The organism is Neobacillus sp. CF12 (assembly GCF_030348765.1).
In the GTDB taxonomy this organism is placed as follows: Bacteria; Bacillota; Bacilli; order Bacillales; family Cytobacillaceae; genus Neobacillus.
In genome coordinates this window covers 630740-651286 of record NZ_JAUCEU010000007.1, presented here as the reverse complement: position 1 = coordinate 651286, position 20547 = coordinate 630740, and the positions used below count along the sequence as shown (strand labels likewise).

The following is a 20547-nucleotide window of genomic DNA, read 5'->3' as shown; positions in this document are numbered from 1 at the left end:
AATGGATGCAATTCCGTTTGATATTCCACCGATTAGTTAAAGAAAGACTCGCATTTGTTAGTTTAATTTATCTGATCATTTTAGTGTTTCTAGCCCTTTTTGCTCGTTTTATTGTCCCGTTTGATCCTGAGACACAGGATTTAACGAAAATCATGTTGGCGCCAAATGGAACTCATTGGTTTGGAACTGACGAATTGGGAAGGGATATTTTTACTCGTGTACTCATGGGAGCACAGGCCGCTATCCAAGCAGGCCTGGTTGCGATTTTTATTCCCCTTGTTGTTGGGGTACCGTTGGGGATAATTTCCGGTTATCTTGGCGGTGTTGTTGATGACATCTTTATGAGGATTGTAGATGCCATATTATCCTTTCCTGCTATTCTTCTTGCTTTAGGAATTACGGGAGCATTAGGCGTTAGTTTGTGGAATGCCATGATTGCAATTGGAATTATTTTTACCCCTCAATTTGCCCGATTAGCAAGGGGACAAACGCTTCAGGTAAGACGTGAGCCTTATGTGGAAGCAGCTAAAATTTCAGGTGCAGGACCAATGTGGATTATGTTAAAACATATACACCCTAATATCTTATCACCTATCATTGTTCAAGCATCCTTTAGCTTCAGTTTGGCAATTATCGTGGAAGCTTCTTTAAGCTTTCTCGGCATGGGGGCTCAGTCTCCACAAGTAAGTTGGGGCGGCATGCTTCAACAAGCATACAGTATGATTTTTGTGAATCCATTAATGATGGTATTCCCTGGTGCAGCCATACTGATTTCGGTTTTAGCGGGAAACTTCTTTGGTGACGGGCTTCGCGTGGCGATTGATCCTAAAATAAAAAGATCTTAGGAGGGATAGAATTGAGAAAAACTTTTGAACCGGTTTTAGAAGTAAAAAATCTTTATTCGTATATCCCAACATCAAAGGGAGCCATAACTCCAGTTAACAATATTTCTTTTACCATTGGAAAAGGGGAAATCGTTGCTTTAGTGGGAGAATCGGGGAGCGGAAAAAGTGTTACGGCCCTGTCAATAATGGGTTTGAATGCTCCATCTATCAAATATGGTAAGGATAGTGTGATTCGTTATAAAGGTGATAACTTACTGAAAATGAAGAAAAGGCAGTTGAAAAATATCCGAGGAAACGAAATCTCGATGATTTTCCAAGATCCGATGTCTTCTCTCAATCCTCTTCATCCTATTGGTAAACAAATTGCCGAATCGATTCAAATTCATCAGGGAGTCAGTTATAAAACAGCAAAAGAAACTGTCATCCATTTATTATCCAAAGTCGGGATTCCAGATCCAGAAAGTAGACTACGCGACTATCCACATCAACTGTCTGGAGGTATGCGGCAGAGAATCATGATTGCTATCGCCCTGGCATGCAATCCATCGGTACTTATTGCAGACGAACCAACGACAGCACTTGATGTAACGATTCAAGCACAGATTTTAAACGTCATGCGGCAGCTTCAAAAAGAGACTAATATTTCAATCTTGATGATCACCCATGATTTAGGGGTAGTCGCAGAGATGGCGGATAGAGTTCTTGTCATGTACTGTGGGGAAATCGTTGAGGAGGGAAATGTTCATTCTCTATTCCAAAATCCACAGCATCCTTATACAAAAGGATTATTGGCAAGCGTACCTAAATTGAGAGGTGCCTCGGAAAAATATCTCCATACGATTCCCGGTTCGGTGCCCAATCCTCTTGAACTTCCGAAGGGTTGTAATTTTTATTCTCGCTGCACCAGTGGAACTGAAAAGTGTCTTCATCATACTCCGAAACTCACTAAGACTGGTAACCAGAGCCAGGCAGCATGTTGGAATATAGTTGAGCAACAAGCAGAAGAGGTGACCGTTCATGCCTGAACCATTGATTTCTATTAAGAACGTGAAAAAATATTATCCAATTGGGAGCGGTTTGTTTGGTAAGAAAGACAAATGGCTGAAGGCGGTTGATGGAATTAGCCTTGATGTCCAACAGGGTGAAACCGTTGGTCTTGTTGGTGAATCCGGTTGCGGAAAATCGACACTCGGAAGAATGGTTGTAGGTTTACTTGAACCGTCAACTGGCGAAGTGATATTCGAAGGAAACACTCTGTTATCCAAAGGGAGGAAGCGGAGAGAAGTAGGTAAAAATATTCAAATGGTATTTCAAGACCCCTATTCCTCCCTCAATCCAAGGATGACCGTTACCAACATTATTGCTGAACCCTTAGTCCTTCATAAAATCGGTACCAAAAGTGAAAGGAAAAAAAGGGTGGATGAACTACTTGAAAAAGTAGGACTTACTCCATCACATGGCGCCCGTTATCCGGAAGAATTCTCCGGAGGTCAACGTCAAAGAATTGGTATTGCTCGGGCTTTAGCTTTAAATCCAAAACTAATCGTCTGCGATGAACCAGTTTCAGCATTAGATGTTTCCATTCAAGCCCAGATATTAAACCTATTAAAGGATATCCAGGAAGATATGGGTTTATCTTATATCTTTATTGCACATGGATTACAGGCTGTAAAGCACATTAGTGATCGGATCGTCGTGATGTATTTAGGTAAGGTTGTGGAAGTTTCGGAAACAGATCAGTTGTTCGAGCAGCCACTTCATCCTTATACAGAAGCACTAATATCAGCAGTACCAGAACCCGATCCATCCATCCGTGATAGAGAACGCATCATCCTTAGCGGGGATATTCCAAGTCCTGCCAACCCACCGGCTGGCTGCAGATTCCATACTCGCTGCCGACTTGCTGATGAGCGTTGTAAAAGAATAGATCCTCCACTTGAGCAAGTATCGGAAGGCAGATGGGTGGCCTGCTTTTATCCAGGATAATAAAGAAATGATGACTAAATGACTAATACAAAGGGAGGGAATGAAATGACTTGGGAAGCAGAAATTAAAGAAATTCGCCACCGAGAAGAATTAGCAAAACAAATGGGCGGTGAAGAACGGGTTGCACGGCATAAATCCAGAGGAAAACTAACAGTCAGAGAAAGAATTGCCAGTTTGCTAGATGACAACACCTTTCATGAAACTGGTGCCATTGCAGGCAAAACGAAGTACGATGAAAATGGAGAACTAATAGAATTTACCCCAGCTAACTTTTTATTAGGCACAGGACGAATTAATGGGCGAAAGGTTGTAGTTGGCGGGGACGACTTTACTGTTCGAGGCGGCGCTGCAGATGGAGCAATTATGGGAAAACAAATCTATGCTGAAAGTATGGCACATGATTTGCAGTTACCGCTAATCCGGCTTGTTGATGGTACTGGCGGCGGTGGAAGTGTTAAATTTCTAGACACCGAAGGCCATACATATATGCCCGTAAATCCAGGTTGGGATTTGGTTGTAGCGAATATGGAACGAGTTCCTGTTGTGGCTTTGTGTTTGGGATCTGTAGCCGGGCTTGGAGCTGGAAGAGTTGTAGCTTCACACTTTTCCGTCATGATTGAGGAAACTTCGCAACTATTTGTTGCAGGTCCTCCGGTTGTGAAATATGGTATGGGTCAGGATTTGACGAAAGAAGAACTAGGTGGAATTCAAGTACATCGTTCAAGTGGAGCGATCGATAATATTGCTAGTTCAGAAGAAGATGCATTTGCACAGACTCGTAGATTCTTATCTTATCTGCCTTCAAGTGTGTGGCTGCTTCCGCCTGTAGAAAAAAACGAAGACAATCCAAATCGCAGGGAAGAGCGCTTAATTTCAGTCATTCCTAGAAACAGAAGATCCCCTTATAAAATTCGAGAAATCCTGCCCTTGATTTTCGATACAGACTCGATCTTTGAGATGGGCCGGTATTATGGCGGGGGTACTCTTACATGTTTTGCCCGGCTTAACGGACATCCAGTTGGGGTATTAGCTTCCGACCCGTATGTTAATGGCGGAGGTCTAACAGCAGAGAGTTCAGAAAAAATTGAGAGATTTGTGGATCTTTGTCAAACCTTCCATTTACCAATTGTTAATTTAGTCGACCAGCCTGGTATGGTAATTGGACTCCCAAATGAGTTGAAGGGAACCATCCGAAAAGGAGTTCGCGCCATTGCGGCTATTTATCAATCGAAAGTTCCAATGATTGAGATTATTATGCGCCGTGCTTTTGGAGTTGGAGGAGCTGGTATGACCAATGGACACGGTTTGAATCTGCGATATGCGTGGCCTTCTGGAGATTGGGGTTCACTACCTGTAGAGGGCGGAGTACAGGTTGCTTATCGACGGGAACTAGAGGCAAGTGACAATCCACAGGAGTTATTAAAGCAATTACTGGATCGGATGGAATCGGTAAGGTCACCGATCAGGACTGCTGAAGCGTTCGGCGTGGAAGAAATTATCGATCCTAGAGATACCCGGCCGCTTTTATGTGAATGGGTTAAGGATGCATACGCACTTCTTCCACAAATGCTTGGCCCTTCAAGTCACGGGATGAGACCTTAATATTAAAAAGGAGGGGAAGTATGATGAATCCATTAATGGAAGGAGCTTTTCCGGAAGAAGTCGTTACGAAAAGCCTGCAGTACTGGGCAGAAACTGCGGGAGAAAAAACATTTCTTTATTATGGTGAAGATGAAAGACGAATTTCGTATCAAAAATTTCATCAATTAACAAATAGTATTGGGCATTCTTTGATATCTAGAGGAATCCATAAAGGGGACCGAATATCTGTTTTTTTAAAGAATCCACTTATTTCAACCATGGTCATGTTTGGAATTTGGAAATGTGGAGCCGTATTTAGTCCCATCAATTATAACTATCGAGGCAAGCTTTTGAGCTATCAACTGAAAGATTCACAACCAAAAATGCTCATTACAGAGCGAATGATGGTTCCAATCTTAAATGAAATCGCATCAGAAATCGAAGGGATTACCACCATTGTCCATAATCCGATGGAAGGTGAACATGACTTTATTGTGGAACTAACTAATATTTCCTTACATGCAAATTACAATGAAATTTCCCTCGAACGATTGCTGCGTGGGGAAACATGTAATCTGGATGTAGAGATAAATTATTGGGATACTGCCAATATCATTTATACGTCTGGTACTACTGGCCCAGCAAAAGGTGTCGTTCAATCACACCGATGGATCAATGGATATACCGTTGGCAGTAGGCAAATGATGTCCTCTGATGATGTTATATACAATGATCTTCCCCTTTATCATGTGGGTGGAGCCTTTTTTAATATTGCAAAAGGTGCTTATGAAGGGTGTACGGTTGCTCTGTGGGATAAATTCAGCCCCAATCAATTTTGGAATAGGATTGAAAAAAGCAGAGCAACAATGGTTACGTTGCTCGATGTTATGATTCCATGGTTAATGAACGCCGCACCTAACGAAAATGATCGAAAGAATACGTTAAATAAAGTGCATATGCAGCCACTTCCTAAATATCATAACGAAATTGCCAAGAGATTTGGCTTTGATATCGTCACAGCTGGATTTGGGCAAACGGAATCAGGCAATCCTTTGATTAGTATTATCCTTGAGACAGAAGAGGGTGAGGGAACACCGGTATCCCTATATAAAGGTCATTCAAGAAAGGAAATCATTGATCAATGTAAGGTTAACAAGATCCCAGTCATAAACGGGAACCAGGATTTGAAAAAAGGATTTATGGGAACTCCACCCGATTATTTTGAAATCAGTATCCTTGATGATAATGATTTAGAAGTTCCTGTTGGGCAAGTAGGTCATCTGGCATTACGACCACGTTTACCACATCTTATTCTATCTGAATATTTAAATAAACCTGAATCTACTGTAAAATCCTTTAAAAACCTTTGGTTTCATACTGGTGATGCTGGATATCTAGGTGAAGATGGAAACTATTATTTTGTTGACCGGCTGGGTGGAGTCATTCGCTGCAACGGTGAAAAAATTTCATCCTATCAATTGGAGGATATTATCAACGGCCATCCAGAAATTGAACTTACTGCCGCTTTTCCAGTCCCTGCAGAGGTTGGGGATGAAGATGATGTTGCCATCTATGCAGTAAGGAAAACTGGATCCTCATTGAACGAAACTGAATTGAAGGACTGGGCAAAGAATAAGCTCCCTAAGTTCATGTGGCCCAAATATATTCGTTTCGTCTATGAATTGCCCAGGACCCCTACTAATAAAATTGAAAAATATAAGTTAAGAACGGAACTAATGTCGCAGTTGAAAATACAACATTCGAATGAACTCCTTCTGTGAATAGAAACATTTATTTTGATAGATAAGAATGAGATTGGCCATGGAGGTAAAAGTGGAATGAAAGAACTATTGCAAAAAAGCTGGCCTGATAAAGTATCGAAAACATTAACTTATCGACTTGGGTTAAGACCGCTGCATGAGTATGTAAAACAAAATGCAAACCATACACCAAATCATCTAGCCTATTCTTTCTATGGAAAGGAATTATTATGGAAAGATGTTGACGAATCCGTTGATAAATTTGCTCAATTCCTAGCTGATCAAGGTGTAAAAAAAGGGGATTGTATTGCATTATTTATGCAGAATTGCCCTCAGTATATCATTGCTCACTACGGGATTCAGCGGCTTGGCGGTATTGTCGTCCCTTTAAACCCAATGTACAAAGAATCTGAATTGGAATATTTGATAAATGAGGTAAAGATAAAGGCAATTGTTGCGGGTCAAGAACTGTATCCTCGTATTGAAGTCATTCGCTCAAAAACTAAGTCCATCGAATTTGTCATTACTACTAATTATTCTGATTATCTGCCAGACGAACCAACATTGTTATTACCCCAAGAATTAACACTTGAAAAGCAACAACTTAAAGGCTCATATGATTTCATTGAAATCTTAAGAGAACATGAACCCTATTCCAAGCATGTTGAAATAGACCTCTGGAATGACATCGGGTTAATGGTTTTTACATCAGGAACTACTGGAAGACCGAAAGCTGCAATGTTGCCTTATGGCAGTGCACTTTTTAAAACAGCAGCCACCATTCATGGTAATCAATATGAATCTAGTGAACGATTTCTAACGGTTGCCCCATTATGCCATATCGCAGGGATGGTTATGGGAGTGAATATCCCTGTTTATTCTGGGTGTGAATGCATATTATTAACACGGTTTGACCCAATGACAACCATTGATGCCATTGAAAAATATAGGATTAGTGCTTGGTATAGTATCGCACCAATGAATGTTGCTATATTGAATACACCGGGAGTTGAAAAACGGAATTTAACTTCTCTAAAAGCGAATGCATCTACTAGTTTTGGAGTGCCTGTTACGGAACAATTAGCGTATGAGTGGAAGAATGTTACGCGAGGCTGCATTATGCACGAAGCCTCTTATGGATTAAGTGAAACGCATACATGTGATACCTTTATGCCGAAAGACCAAATTAAATGGGGAAGCTGTGGAATTCCTACTTTTGATACTAACCTCAAAATAATCAATACAGAAACTGGTAAACTGGCTGGGCCTGGTGAAAAGGGGGAAATCGTCATCAAGAATCCGGGGGTCTTTAAAGGATATTTAAATAGACCTGAGGCAACTGCTGAAACACTAAGAGATGGCTGGGTCTATACGGGTGATATTGGAAGTGTTGATGAGGATGGATATTTATTTTTCCATGGGCGTATTAAAGAAATGATAAAAAGTTCGGGCTATAGTGTTTTCCCTGAGGATGTAGAAGCCATGCTAAATGAACATCCTGGAATTCTCCAAAGTGCAGTAATTGGTGTACCGGATGAAAAAAGAGGGGAAAGTGTAAAAGCCTTTATTGTATTAAAGCCAGATTATGTTGGAAAGATTTCAGAGCAAGAAATCATTGTGTGGGCTAAAGAGAAAATGGCCGCCTATAAAACTCCAAAATATGTAGAATTTTTACTTAATCTGCCTGCAACAAGTTCAGGTAAAGTGTTACGAAGACTACTAAAAGAACCAGAAAGAAAGGAAGTTTGAAGTGACCGATCAAGTAAAGGATATCGTAAAAGCATCAGTAGACGATTTAATTAATAGGAAAAAGCGTGCCTTGCTAAATGGCGGTATAGAGAAAATTCAGCGACAACATGAAGCAGGCTTTTATACAGCGAGGGAAAGGATTGACCTACTGGTTGATTCTGATTCTTTTATGGAATTTGGAATGCTCAATCATTCTGACATACCCGGTTTAGAGAACAAAAGTGCCGGTGATGGCCTAATTGTCGGAATTGCCAAAGTAGATGGCAGGCCGATTGTGGTGCAAGCAGGTGATAAAACCGTGTTTGCTGGGACAGAAGGTGGTGTTCATATGCGAAAAGCGAAAACCATCCATGAGTATGCGTTAAAACGTGGTTTACCCATGTTTTATCTCCATGAAGGCGGAGGGCTTAGAATGCCGGATGGTATGGGATCTGACGGAATCAGCGATAAACTTTTTCCAAAAGAAATGCTGACACACAGCAGACAGGTTCCTTCTATCACTAGTATTCTAGGTGATAGCTTTGGAGGCCCAACATGGATGGCCGTTTCTTCTGATTTTGTTACCCAGCTTAAAGGAACCTGCATGGCCGTTGCTGGTCCGAGAATGATTGAAATGGCTACCGGACAGCAAGTATCCACAGAAGAACTTGGTGGTTGGAAAGTACATGGTTATCAGACAGGGCAGGCGGATGCATTTGGAAATACTGAGGAAGAATGTATAACACAGATGAAAGAGTTCTTCAGCTATATGCCTTTAAACGCAACAAAGGAATCTCCATATAAGGAAACAAATGATGATCCATACCGCAAAGTGGACCGAGTGTTGGATATTTTACCAAACAAAACAAATAGAGCTTATGATATGAAGAAAATGATAAGCGAAATCGTCGATGATCGCCATTTCTTTGAGTATAAGGAGTTATATGGTCCTGCACTCCTAACTGTTTTTGCCCGAATGAACGGCAGGACAGTTGGAATTATTGCCAATCAGCCAATGAAATACGCGGGAGCATCTGGCGTACAGGAATGCGAAAAAGCAACTGACTTTATTTGTTTATGTGATTCCTTTAATATTCCACTAATTTTTTTACATGATACACCTGGATTCCGAATAAGTAATGAAGCTGAAAAACAAAAAATACCAACCAAAATCATGGTTTGGAACCAAGCGCTCGCTCATTCAACTGTCCCGAAAATATCGGTTATTATTCGAAAAAGTGTGGGTGCTGCCTATGGAAATATGTGTGGACCCACAATGGGTGCGGATTTTGTTGTTGCATGGCCAACCGCGGAGATTAATTTCACGGGACCAGAAGTGGGAATCAATGTTGTATATGGCAGGCAGTTACAAGGTATGGAAAATGCAAAAGAAGTGCGACAAGAGCTTCTCGAAAAGTGGACTTTCGATAGTTCCCCGTATAAAGCGGCAGCAAAGCACCTTATCGACGATGTTATTGATCCAAGGGATACTCGAAAGTTTCTTTGTAAAACGTTAGAGTATGCGGTCGTGAAAAATGGATCAATGAGTGAAAGAAGATTGGCAAACTGGCCGACAGGTATTTAAAAGAGGGAATTACTAATAAAAATAGAAGTAGTTAATGGGAGGAAAAACAAATGTCCAATAGAGATGCAGTGATTGTTTCAGCAGTAAGGACTTCAATAGGCAGGCAGGGTGGTGCATTAGCCAGCCTGAATGCCCACGAATTTGGCGCAGTAGTTATGAAGGAAGCGTTAAGAAGAGCGCGCGTAAAAGCGAATCAAATTGACGATGTTGTTTTTGGAAATGTGTTAAGTGGCGGCGGAAATATTGCTAGATTAACAGCTTTACAGACAGGATTATCTCTTGAAATCCCTGGATTAACCATTGATCGTCAGTGCGGTTCAGGCATTAATGCAGTGAACTTAGCTGCCCAAGCCATCAAATCGGGTGCAGGAGACATTTACGTCGCTGGCGGAACCGAAAGTATGAGCCGCGCTCCCTATTTAATGGATCGTCCAACAAAAGCTTATAGCTCAGTACCTCCAAGATTTCGGTCAGCACAACTTTCACCAAAGGAAATTGGGGATCCGCCAATGGGAATTACGGCTGAAAACCTGGTTAAGAAGTATAACATTTCTCGAGAAGAACAGGATGTGTATGCATTTAGAAGTCAACAAAGAATGGCAGCAGCCATGGATCAGGATTTCTATAAAGAACAAATTGTACCAATTGAGATTCCAGTGAGAAAAGGGGAGCCAATCACATTTTCAATCGATGAGCATCCACGTCCGAATACGACTCTTGAAGGTTTAGCAAAACTAGCACCAGCTTTTTTAGAAGGTGGTACAGTTACAGCTGGAAGTAGTTCCGGGCTTAATGATGCAGCGAGCGCATTAGTTGTAATGTCTCGCGAAAAAGCATCTGAATTAGGATTAAAGCCCCTGGCTGTCATTCGTGATTATGCCGTAAGTGGTGTGGATCCAAACATTATGGGAATTGGTCCAGTACCAGCAGTGAGAAAGTTACTAAAGCGGACAGGTTTAACGATAAATGATATTGATTTAGTGGAACTGAACGAAGCGTTTGCTTCGCAGGTTATTGCCTGCAATCGAGAGCTAGAAATTAACGAAGAAAAACTAAATGTTAATGGCGGTGCCATTGCACACGGACACCCACTTGGGGCAACCGGTGCTATTTTACTAACGAAAGCAATCTATGAATTACAAAGAACGAATAAACATACTGCAATTATTACGGCCTGTATTGGCGGCGGCCAAGGTATTGCTACACTGATTGAACGAGAAGGATAAGATAAGGTTTCCTTCATGATTTTTGAACAACAGTAACATACTGACTATTTAGTATATAACGAGGGAGTGTAATAGATGGATATTCATGATGTAAATCATATTGCGGTATTAGGAGCAGGTTCCATGGGTCACCAAATCGCTATGTTATCCGCATTAGGCGGCTTATCGACAACCATTTACGATATTCATGAAAAGGCTTTGGAAAAGGCGAAGGAAAATCTTGAATTTCAAATGGGAAAATGGATACAAAAAGGGAAGATTAGTAAGGAATCCTTGGACGATGCATTCGCACGTTTATCTTATACTACTAGTTTAGAAGAGGCTGTAGGAAATTCAGATTTTGTAATAGAAGCTGTAGTTGAAAAGCTGGATGTTAAGCGAAATCTTTTCGCTGATGTTGATCGATTGGCTCCACCACACGCTATATTGGCATCTAATAGCTCTACCATTGCAAGTTCAAAAATTGCGGATGTCACTTCTAGACCAGAAAAAGTTTGCAATATGCATTTCTTCTTCCCTGCTTTAGTCATGGATTGTGTGGAAGTGGTGATGAGTGATACAACTTCTCAAGAAACCGCTGATGTCACATTGGCAGTTTGTGACAGAATTAAGCGGACAGGTGTATTGCTACGGAAGGAAACATGGGGATTTGTAGCCAATCGACTGCTTTTCGCCCTAAACAAAGAGGCGCTAAAGCTATATGAGGAAGGAATTTGTGATTATAAAGACATTGACATTATTGTCCGAAAGTCACTAAATCATCCCTTAGGCCCATTTGAACTAATGGATTTATCTGGCATTGATGTCGGTTTTTATGCACTTGAAGAAAAATACAAAGAATCAGGAAATAGTGAAGATAAACCGCCAGTAAGTTTAGAAGAAAAAGTGAATGCTGGGACCCTTGGAAGAAAGACTGGTAAGGGTTGGTATGAATATGAAGAAAAAGGAGTGAAGGCATAATGAAATCTCAATTGGTGAAAGTGGATAAAAAGGATCATATTGCAACAGTAACAATTGACAATCCGCCTTTAAATGTTTTAAGCAATCAGGTAACGAATGAGTTAAAATCTGCCTTTGATGATATTGCTAATGATAACGATATTGTTGTGGTGATCTTAACTGGTGCTGGAAGCCGTGCATTCATGGCAGGTGCTGATATAAAAGAATTCCCACAATCTTTTGGACAAAAAGGGATGAAGGACCGAGTATTGGAGCAGCACGCTGTCTTTAACCAAATTGATTTTCTTCCAAAGCCAACAATTGCTGTATTAAATGGACTTACCTTCGGTGGAGGATGTGAACTTGCCATTACCTGCGATATCCGAATCGCTGAGGAACATGCTCAGCTAGGATTACCGGAAATAAAATTAGGGATCTTTCCGGGAGGCGGAGGTACCCAGCGCCTACCTAGAATCATAGGTGAAGCAAAAGCAAAGGAGCTTATGTTTGTTGGTAACCCAATTACTGCTCAAGAAGCTGAAAAAATCGGATTAGTAAATAAAGTTGTTGGAACAGGACAAGGAATGAGTGAGGCATTGGGTTTAGCTAAACAAATCAGCGGATATTCCCTTCAAGCATTATCCCGCATTAAGAAAGCGGTAGATGAAGGAACAAACATGGAATTTTTGGCTGGAATCGAAAGAGAAGCTGAATTGTTTGAAGAAGTATTTTTAACAGAGGATGTCAAAGAAGGTGTTTCCGCGTTTATTGAAAAAAGAAAACCCGTTTTTGCTCATAAATAATAATATAACAGGCCATTTAAAAAGCAGCTAAAGGAGGGGAACCATGTTTAAAAAAATCCTTATTGCTAATCGGGGAGAGATTGCCCTTCGTGTTATGCGTACTTGTAAAACTTTAAATATTCAATCGGTAGCCGTTTATTCGGAGGCAGATGCCAAAGCCCTGCATGTAAAAATGGCAGATGAAGCCTATTTAATCGGAGGACCAAGGGTTAATGAGAGCTACCTTATGATCGATAAAATCATTGAGGTCGCACTAAAGACTCAATCAGATGCCATTCATCCAGGATACGGATTGCTTTCGGAAAATGCACAGTTTGCTAGAAGATGTGAGGAAGCAGGAATTACCTTTATTGGACCAAATCCAAATGTCATTGAGAAAATGGGCAGTAAGATTGAATCTCGTAAAGCAATGGAAAAGGCTGGAGTACCGATTGTTCCAGGTATTCGTTATCCTCTTAAAGATGTTGAAGAAGCCGTAGTTGTTGCAAGTGAATTGGGCTTTCCTGTGATGCTAAAAGCCTCTGCAGGTGGCGGAGGAATTGGAATGCAGCTCGTCCATAATACAGAAGAACTTCGAAAGTCATATGCCGGGAACCAGACTCGTGCGAGAAGCTTTTTCGGAGACGGTGCTATGTATCTCGAAAAATATATCCAAAACCCTCGTCATATCGAGATTCAAATTTTAGCCGATAAACTCGGAAATACAGTGTACTTATGGGAAAGAGAATGTTCCATACAACGCCGTCATCAAAAAGTTCTCGAGGAAGCACCATCACCGTTTTTAGATGAAGTAACCCGTAAAAAAATGGGAGAGGCTGCAGTACGGGCTGCAAAATCATTAGGTTACAGTAATGCTGGTACCATTGAGTTTCTAGTAGACTCTGAAAAGAATTTTTATTTTCTTGAGATGAACACTCGATTACAGGTGGAACATCCTGTTACCGAGGAAATCACTGGGATTGATTTAGTAGAAAAACAATTAAGAATCGCTTCCGGAGAACCGTTAGGTATCACCCAAACAGATATTAAGCGAAACGGCCACGCAATCGAGGTTCGTATCTATGCTGAAGACCCAAAAACATTTTTCCCGTCACCTGGTAAGATAACTAAATTTAGGATCCCTAATGGTCCGCATATCCGACATGAATTGGCGGTGGAAGAGAATTCGGTCGTTACTCCCTACTACGATCCAATGATTGCGAAATTAATCGTAACAGCGGAGACCCGTGTTGATGCGATTGCACGACTTCAGTCCGCATTAGACTCCTATCATGTAGAGGGGATCAAAACGAATATTTTATTTTTAAAGGGGCTAACGTTACATCCAGCATTCAAGTCTGGAGAAACAACAACCCATTTCCTGGAACAAAATCAATTTAGTATTACCACTAAATCACAGGTCAATTTTTGGAAAGATAGCAGTGATCTATTTGAGGAGGAAGTTACGAAGATGAAGAGCTGGATTGTTAATAAATTAGGTGACCCCAGAGAGGTATTAGAGTTAAAAGAGTTAACTGTACCTTCCATTGAAGAGGGGAAACTATTAATTCAAGTGGAGGCCACCTCCCTGAATTTTTTCGACATTCTACTATGTCAAGGTAAATATCAAGAAAAGCCGCCGACTCCTTTTACTCCAGGTGCTGAGATTGCAGGAATTGTCCGTGAAGTGGGAGAAGGAAGTCGGTTCAAGGTAGGGCAGCGTGTAGTTGCAACACCTGCTTTACCTACTGGCGGACTATCTGAATGGGTCAGTGTTCCAGAAGAATCTGTCTACGCTATCTCAGATTCTTTATCTCCAAGTGAAGCAGCATCCATGTTTATTACCTATCAAACCTCTTACTATGCCTTATATCACCGTGCCAACATTCAAAAAGGAGAAGTTCTACTGGTCCATGCAGGAGCTGGCGGCGTTGGATCGGCAGCCATTCAGCTTGGTAAGGCAAGAGGAGCAAAAATTATCGCAACCGCCGGTGGTCCTGAAAAGGTTCAACTATGTAGAGAACTTGGAGCAGATATTTCCATCGATTATCTGACTGAAGATTTTGTTGACATCGTGAAAAAGGAAACAGATGGACGTGGGGCAGATGTCATTTATGATCCCGTTGGAGGCGATGTGTTTGATCGTTCGAGAAAATGTATCGCGTTTGACGGACGCCTTTTAGTCATTGGGTTTGCTGGGGGGCGGATTCCAGATGCTCCAGTGAATCATGCCTTGATCAAAAACTATTCCATTGTCGGAGTTCATTGGGGTCTGTTCCGCAGATTACATCCAGAAAAGGCAGTTGAAATCCACGAAGATTTAATGAGTCTCTATGAGCAAGGGTTGATTAAGCCTTTAATTTTCCGCGAATTTGATTTTAAGGATGTTCCTTCGGCATTAGATGTACTGGCTGATCGTCAAACCTATGGAAAATTAGTAGCTTTGCCATAAAGTATTTTAATAAAAATAAGTTTAGGAGCTGAATGATATGAATTTTTCTTATAGTGATAAAGTAGTTGATTTGCAGAAAAAAGTAATTAATTTTATGGAAGAGTATGTTTATCCAAATGAAAAGGTTTATAAGGAACAATTAAATCAACAGAAAACACGCTGGTCTGATATTCCTCCGATTATGGAAGAACTCAAACAAAAGGCGAAAGCAGAAGGATTATGGAACCTTTTTTTGCCGGAAAGTGATTATGGTTCCGGATTAACCAATCTGGAATACGCCCCCCTTTGTGAAATCATGGGCAGGTCCGTCATAGGTCCGGAAGTATTTAATTGTAGTGCGCCAGATACAGGCAACATGGAAGTCCTCGTTCGTTATGGTACAGAAAAGCAAAAAAAACAGTGGCTTGAACCCCTTCTAGCTGGTGAAATTCGTTCTTGTTTTTCGATGACAGAGCCGGATGTGGCTTCTAGTGATGCGACCAATATTGAAACAAGAATTGAAAGAGATGGCGATGAATATGTAATTAATGGAAGGAAATGGTGGTCTTCAGGAGCTGGAGACCCGCGATGCAAGATTGCCATTGTTATGGGGAAAAATGACCCAACGGCTCCTAGACATGAACAACAGTCTATGATTCTTGTTCCATTGAATACACCAGGAGTTAAGATTGAACGAATCATACCAGTGTTTGGCTACGATGATGCCCCACATGGTCACGCGGAAATTGTCTATGATAATGTCCGTGTGCCTGCTGACAATATGCTTTGGGAAGAAGGCAAAGGATTTGCTATTGCCCAAGGCCGGCTTGGACCAGGTCGTATTCATCACTGTATGAGATTAATTGGTCTAGCTGAGCGTGCCCTTGAAGACCTTACCAAACGTGTACAAAGCCGAACTGCTTTTGGTAAAAAAATTGCCGAACAAGGTGTTGTTCAAGAGTGGATTGCCGATTCCCGAATTGAAATAGAACAAGCACGTTTATTGACATTGAAAGCAGCTTATATGATGGACACAGTTGGAAATAAAGAAGCAAAGACTGAAATTGCCATGATAAAAGTGGTGGCTCCAAATATGGCTCTGCGCGTACTTGATCGCGCCATCCAAGCCTTTGGTGGAGCAGGTGTAAGTGATGATTTCACGCTGGCTTATCATTGGGCCAATGCTCGAACGTTAAGACTTGCGGACGGCCCTGATGAAGTTCATCGTCGTCAAATAGCTAGATTAGAGCTTCAAAAATATCAAACTGCTGATTTGGCCACCGTTCGTTAATCAGTCAAATCCTGTAAACTAGAAACCAGTTAGGATCCTAATGCGGATTTTCAGGTAGTGGGAGGCAGACTCTTACTATCTGACTTTTTTTGCTGCGAATGAAAGGAGTTAAGAAAAATGAATGTATCCTTTCGTGATACGATTGCGGTTCGAAAAGGCGAGGAACTCAATGAGGAGATTCTTCAGAAATTTATTCGTGAAAATATAGTGGAAGCGCAAATCGGAGATTTGGAGATTGAGCAATTTGGTGCAGGTCACTCCAATCTCACCTATTTATTAAGGATTGGGGAATGGGAGGCAGTGCTGCGCCGGCCGCCGCATGGCCCTGTTGCTAAGAAAGCCCATGATATGAAAAGGGAATATACCATTTTATCTAATTTACACCCATTTTTTCCGACTGCACCTAGACCGTATATCTTTTCTAATGATCATTCAATCGTAGGCAGCCCTTTTTTTATCATGGAAAGAAGGAAAGGTATATTATTAGATAAAGAGTTTCCTTTACATGTTCATTATAATAAGGAATTAGGCAGAAAAATTTCTGAACATATGGTAGATAAATTAGTAGAACTACATCGGGTTGATTTCACGAAAACAGAATTATTGAATATTTCTCAGCCGAATGGTTTTATGGAGCGTCAAGTTGCTGGCTGGATTAAACGGTTTGAACATGCTAAAACCGAAGAGATTTTAGGTGTTGATGAGTTAACTTCTTGGCTACATACGAATATACCGGTCTCACCAAAACCGACCATCATTCATTATGACTATAAATTGAACAATGCAATGTTTTCCGAGGATTTCAGTCAGATGGCTGGGCTGTTTGATTGGGAAATGACGACAATCGGTGACCCCCTTGCAGATGTTGGAGTAGCCTTAAGTTATTGGGTGGAAGATGGAGATTCTGAAGAATTAAAAAACGGCGTAGGTAAATCAATAACCGTAAAAGAAGGCTTCTTCACTCGCGAGGAATTTTTAGAAGATTATGCGGTAAAAAGCGGACGCGATATTTCAAACATACATTTTTATCTTACATTCTCGTATTTTAAACTGGCCGTCATTGCCCAACAAATTTATTTCCGTTATTACAATGGGCAGACAAATGATGAAAGATTTTCTACGATGAATCAATCAGTAGCAAATTTAATTCAGTATGCCTTGTATTACTCAAAGGGAGTATCACCTTGGTGAAATTTGTCCCCTTAAACATTCATTTGCATGGTTAAAAAATAGTGAAAGGGTGAAAAGATGCGATTAGAAAATAAAGTTGCAATCATTACCGGTGGCGGCGGAGGTATAGGGAGGGCTACTGCTATTCGATTTGCTAAAGAAGGTGCCCGAGTCTTAGTCGCAGATATAGGAGAAGAGGCTGGAATCAAAACCGTTCAATTAATAAAAGAGAGCGGTGGTGAAGCAGAGTTTGTGCGTGTGAATATGACTAAACCAGAAGATGTAGAGCATATGGTCCAAAAAGCTCTTGATACTTTTGGGAAACTTGACATCCTAATAAACAACGCAGGTGTGAAAAGTGACGAGAAAAAAATACCGGATGTTTCGCTAGTAGAATGGCAGGAAGTTTTTGACATCAACACAACAGGTGTCTTTCTAGGAATGAAATATGTGATTCCAAGGATGGAATCAGGAGGTTCCATCGTTAACACTGCTAGTATCGCAGGAATTAAAGGCCAAAAGCTCGTAGCTGCTTATTCAGCTTCAAAGAGTAGTGTGATTGCGCTCACAAAAACAGCAGCAACGGAATTTGGGAAAAAGAATATTCGTGTGAATGCGATTGCTCCAGGAATTATTGATACAGATATGGTAGGAGATTGGAAAAAAACTAAAAAATGGCCAGTATTATCCACTGCCAATGCATTAAATAGAATCGGTCGGCCTGATGAAATCGCAAATACTATTTTATTCCTCGCATCCGATGAGTCTTCCTTTATTACAGGGGAAACCATTGTGATTGATGGCGGGACATTAAATCTTTAAGGGCAAATCACTTTTAATGTTTATCAAATTATGTAGGTTACCAATCATCCCTTTTGTGTAGACAGGTAGAAAACTGTCGTACAAAAGGGATTTTTTTATTGATTTCGAACAAAGTTGTCACTTTCTCGAGGCCACAACTAAATGACAAAGTATAATAATAGTAGGGGATAAAGTTTTTAATCTTGAGATAATGGGTTTAGATAAAGATACCTATTCTGTATCCATTCCATTAGGGGCAACAGCTAATATTGCTGGTGCAGCAGTTACGATTTCTGTTTTAACCCTTTCGACTGTTCATACATTAGAAATTCATGTGGACATTCCAACAGCTATCATCCTTAGTGTAGTGTCAGCTATTTGTGCTTGCGGTGCTTCAGAAGTTGCTGGCGGTTCACTATTATTGATTCCACTAGCTTGTAGCTTGTTTGGAATTCCTAATGAAGTAGCGATGCAGGTTGTTGGTGTAGGATTTATCATCGGTGTTTTACAAGACTCGTTTGAAACAGCACTTAACTCATCAACAGACGTCCTTTTCACAGCAACCGCTGATTATAAGAAGAAGCTTAAAGATGGTAAAAAAGTAGATATCAGAAAAGTAGCATAAGCAAGTAAAAATCCCTTTTGTGAAGACAGGTAGGAAACTGTCTCACAGGAGGGATTTTTTATGTGAATTTCTGTGAGAAATCTTTTTTGATATAATGTTGATGGAAAATGACAATTAATGCTTTCCAGCATATAGTGGAGATGAAACAATATGGGTATATTTTTATTTTTCATTCTAATCTACTTTATTGTAAAAGTTATAGGAATTTATAAAAAAGACATAGTAACTTACTTTAAAAAATGGGGTAAAGAAGTTCGGATTATTATCATTTGTATAACGTTAAAACCTTTATTAAGAAGATTAGATGAATTGGGATTTTATAAATATACAAATAGAAAACTTGCTGAAGAACTAAAAAAGAAATCGATAAAATCAGGTTTATCTATTGGGATGAAACAAAAAGGATTTTTATGGCAGATGCTGAAGATTTGGTCGAGGGATCGATTGAAAAGTTTTAAAAAGAAATTGAACCATTTTTATTAAAAGAAGGCGTTACAATTGAAGATTATGAGCAAACATTTACGGACCTAAAATATGAAATAGTTGTAAATAACCAAAAATACTTGATATATGATGCTGAAATCGACAACCCTTTAAACCTATTGGAGTTAGCTGCAAAAAGAGCACTTTCCGTTGTTAATATGCTTTTAGAGGAATCTGGCTCTAATGAAAGACTATATTCTCTTAACGGAGGAAATGACCATTTTGCATTATTTTTAACCGAAGACATCTATAAAACTATAAGTAAATTTATCTTTATTAAAAAAGCAGAAAAACCAGCTAATATACCAAATCTGTTTATGTGTGGTTGAATTTTACCGAGCGAACACCTTTATTGTTTGACTTAACTTGAATAGGGGTGTAGACTGAAAATTAAGTTAATAGGAAGACCACTAGGGGAGCCGTTTTATGGCTGAGACGAGAGTTATCTTGGACCCTTTGAACCTGATCTAGTTCATACTAGCGTAGGAAAGTGGAGTCTGTGTATGAATATATTGTCATTATTCAGCCGCTCCATTTTTGGAGCGGCTTTTTTCGTTTAGGTAAAACTAATTGCTCCCTGCTAGTGTGTCTTCTCATAACAAATTAGGGGGTAAAAATTATGAGTTTTTCAGCAGAGTTAAGAAAAGAAGCGAATCCAATCTTTGAAGCCATTTTTGATCATCCTTTTGTGCAGGGCATTGCCACTGGGGAATTAAAAAGCGAGCAATTGATTCATTATGTGAAACAGGACTTTGAATATTTGAATTCCTTTATCCGAATCTATGGAATCGCTGTTTCAAAGTGTGAGAGGCGTGAAGACATGGAGATGTTTAATAAGCAGATTTCTTTTATCTTAAACAGTGAAATCCATCCACATAATAATTTTTGTAACGTAGCAGGTGTACCGTACGAGGATTTACATGGATTTCCATTATCTCCCTCAGCACATCAATATATCCGTCATATGCTTACTGTTGCGCATGAAGGAACATTAGGGGAAATCTTAGCCGTGTTATTACCATGTCCGTGGACATATTGGGAAATTGGAAAAAAATTATTAACGGAGGTTAACCCAGATCACTCTCATCCGTTTTATGAATGGATAAGTTTTTATGGCACTATTACCGATTCGATTACCATTAAATTTTGTGCCCGTCTAGATGAGTGGGCGATGGGAGCCACAGAGAGAGAAAAGGAAAAGATGAAGGAACATTTCCTACTTAGTTGCCAGCTTGAATATATGTTTTGGGATATGGCCTATAAACTCGAAGAATGGCCAGTAAAAATTAGATAGTTATTTATGCTTGTACAAAA

Annotated in this window: 16 protein-coding genes, 2 pseudogenes and 1 riboswitch; all 18 genes and pseudogenes read left to right on the top strand. The window is 40.3% G+C overall.

Going from position 1 to position 20547, the window contains the following annotated elements:
• Positions 1 to 5: 5 nt before the first annotated feature.
• The 18 genes and pseudogenes from QUG14_RS03355 (at position 6) to tenA (ending at position 20527) form a co-directional block, all read left to right on the top strand.
• Complete coding sequence (locus QUG14_RS03355; RefSeq protein WP_289339135.1) at positions 6 to 845, top strand: ABC transporter permease; 840 nt, start codon at positions 6 to 8, stop codon at positions 843 to 845.
• Between the two features lie 11 nt (positions 846 to 856).
• Positions 857 to 1870, top strand: coding sequence for an ABC transporter ATP-binding protein (locus QUG14_RS03350; protein WP_289339134.1), 1014 nt, complete (start codon positions 857 to 859; stop codon positions 1868 to 1870).
• Positions 1863 to 2831: an ABC transporter ATP-binding protein gene (locus QUG14_RS03345; RefSeq protein WP_289339133.1), complete on the top strand. Its 969-nt coding sequence runs from the start codon at positions 1863 to 1865 to the stop codon at positions 2829 to 2831. Before QUG14_RS03350 ends, QUG14_RS03345 begins: the two co-directional genes overlap by 8 nt.
• Positions 2832 to 2876: 45 nt before the next feature.
• Entirely contained in the window at positions 2877 to 4433 is a 1557-nt protein-coding gene (locus QUG14_RS03340; protein WP_289339132.1) for an acyl-CoA carboxylase subunit beta, read from the top strand.
• 20 nt (positions 4434 to 4453) lie between these two features.
• A complete protein-coding gene (locus tag QUG14_RS03335; protein ID WP_289339131.1) occupies positions 4454 to 6193 on the top strand; it encodes an AMP-binding protein in 1740 nt (579 codons plus the stop codon).
• Between the two features lie 57 nt (positions 6194 to 6250).
• The gene (locus QUG14_RS03330) at positions 6251 to 7921 is read left to right on the top strand and encodes an AMP-binding protein (RefSeq protein ID WP_289339130.1); all 1671 of its coding nucleotides are present in this window, start codon (positions 6251 to 6253) and stop codon (positions 7919 to 7921) included.
• Position 7922: 1 nt separating this feature from the next.
• Positions 7923 to 9485 (top strand): acyl-CoA carboxylase subunit beta, encoded by a 1563-nt coding sequence (locus tag QUG14_RS03325; RefSeq protein ID WP_289339129.1) that lies wholly within the window; start codon positions 7923 to 7925, stop codon positions 9483 to 9485.
• Between the two features lie 50 nt (positions 9486 to 9535).
• Positions 9536 to 10711: a thiolase family protein gene (locus QUG14_RS03320; protein WP_289339128.1), complete on the top strand. Its 1176-nt coding sequence runs from the start codon at positions 9536 to 9538 to the stop codon at positions 10709 to 10711.
• Positions 10712 to 10786: 75 nt separating this feature from the next.
• Positions 10787 to 11671 (top strand): 3-hydroxyacyl-CoA dehydrogenase family protein, encoded by an 885-nt coding sequence (locus QUG14_RS03315; RefSeq protein WP_289339127.1) that lies wholly within the window; start codon positions 10787 to 10789, stop codon positions 11669 to 11671.
• Positions 11671 to 12453 carry an enoyl-CoA hydratase gene (locus QUG14_RS03310; RefSeq protein ID WP_289339126.1) on the top strand — a complete coding sequence of 261 codons (783 nt, stop codon included), beginning with the start codon at positions 11671 to 11673 and terminating at the stop codon, positions 12451 to 12453. Before QUG14_RS03315 ends, QUG14_RS03310 begins: the two co-directional genes overlap by 1 nt.
• A 43-nt stretch (positions 12454 to 12496) precedes the next feature.
• Positions 12497 to 13822, top strand: a pseudogene (locus QUG14_RS03305) (acetyl-CoA carboxylase biotin carboxylase subunit); the annotation flags it as partial.
• Between the two features lie 81 nt (positions 13823 to 13903).
• Positions 13904 to 14884: an NADPH:quinone oxidoreductase family protein gene (locus QUG14_RS03300; RefSeq protein WP_289344060.1), complete on the top strand. Its 981-nt coding sequence runs from the start codon at positions 13904 to 13906 to the stop codon at positions 14882 to 14884.
• Between the two features lie 37 nt (positions 14885 to 14921).
• Positions 14922 to 16154, top strand: a complete 1233-nt coding sequence (locus QUG14_RS03295; RefSeq protein WP_289339125.1) for an acyl-CoA dehydrogenase — start codon at positions 14922 to 14924, stop codon at positions 16152 to 16154.
• 117 nt (positions 16155 to 16271) lie between these two features.
• Entirely contained in the window at positions 16272 to 17345 is a 1074-nt protein-coding gene (locus QUG14_RS03290; RefSeq protein WP_289339124.1) for a phosphotransferase family protein, read from the top strand.
• 57 nt (positions 17346 to 17402) lie between these two features.
• Positions 17403 to 18146, top strand: coding sequence for an SDR family NAD(P)-dependent oxidoreductase (locus QUG14_RS03285; protein WP_289339123.1), 744 nt, complete (start codon positions 17403 to 17405; stop codon positions 18144 to 18146).
• Between the two features lie 184 nt (positions 18147 to 18330).
• Positions 18331 to 18750: pseudogene (locus tag QUG14_RS03280) on the top strand (cation:dicarboxylate symporter family transporter); the annotation flags it as partial.
• A gap of 150 nt (positions 18751 to 18900) precedes the next feature.
• A complete protein-coding gene (locus QUG14_RS03275) occupies positions 18901 to 19233 on the top strand; it encodes a hypothetical protein (RefSeq protein WP_289339122.1) in 333 nt (110 codons plus the stop codon).
• A 402-nt stretch (positions 19234 to 19635) separates the two neighbouring features.
• A riboswitch (TPP riboswitch) is annotated at positions 19636 to 19739 on the top strand.
• A 113-nt stretch (positions 19740 to 19852) separates the two neighbouring features.
• Positions 19853 to 20527: a thiaminase II gene (gene tenA, locus QUG14_RS03270; RefSeq protein ID WP_289339121.1), complete on the top strand. Its 675-nt coding sequence runs from the start codon at positions 19853 to 19855 to the stop codon at positions 20525 to 20527.
• Positions 20528 to 20547 lie beyond the last annotated feature (20 nt).